The 853-nt window shown below is 66.9% G+C and carries 1 pseudogene; it reads left to right on the top strand.

Annotated elements, in window-relative coordinates:
• Positions 1-853 (top strand): annotated as a pseudogene (locus CCL05_RS34555) (hypothetical protein); the annotation flags it as partial.

The following is an 853-nucleotide window of genomic DNA, read 5'->3' as shown; positions in this document are numbered from 1 at the left end:
GACGTACCTGGCGGACCACTATCTGCACCGCAAGGGCAGCTACCTGATCAACCGCCTCAGCAAGGTGCGGGCCGGCCTGTCGATCCGCTTCCTGATCCGGCAGCTGCTCCTCGTCCTGCTGCTGGCCCGGCTGTCCCTCGCGGACAACCTGATCTACTACGGGGCGATCGCCTGCTTCATCGCCTTCTACGGTCTGCAGGCCCCGCACGGCGCGCTGGTCCAGCTGATCCGCAACCGCCGTCGCATGCCGGTCGCCACCCGCAACGTCGACCTGAAGTCGCGCATCCGCATCCCGGACGCCCCGCCGCGCAGGCTGCTGCACCGCTCCGCCGAGAAGATGCTGCACCTCGACCTCTTCGCGGTCGCCGGCATCCTGCTCGCCGCGCAGGTGAAGTCCGCCCTCGTCGGCTTCGTCGGCATCGGCATCACGGTGGCCGTCGCCACGCTGTACGTCCTGGCGCTCATACCGTACGTCCGCGGCCGGAAGATCCCGCCGAACGCCGAGAAGGTGCTGGCCGCCGTCGACGACTGGCTGGGCGAGTACAAGCCGGAGACGGTCCTGTACTTCTCCGGTTCCAAGGACTCCGCGTACCAGGTGAACATGTGGCTGGACACCATGGAGAAGCTGGACTCCAAGCCGCTGATCATCCTGCGTGAGCGGGCCATCCTGAACAACCTCGCGCCGACCACGGTCCCCGTCATCTGCGTGCCCGGAGGGGTGCACCTGATGAACATGGACCTGTCCACGGTGCGGGTCGCGCTCTACGCGGCGAACGTCGGCAAGAACATCCACATGCTGCGCGTGCCCACCATCAAGCACGTCTTCATCGGCCACGGCGACAGCGACAAGCTC

The organism is Streptomyces africanus, assembly GCF_002150735.1.
GTDB lineage: Bacteria > Actinomycetota > Actinomycetes > Streptomycetales > Streptomycetaceae > Streptomyces > Streptomyces africanus.
The sequence above is the reverse complement of the archived record's forward strand: the minus strand, read 5'-3'. Positions and strand labels throughout refer to the sequence as shown.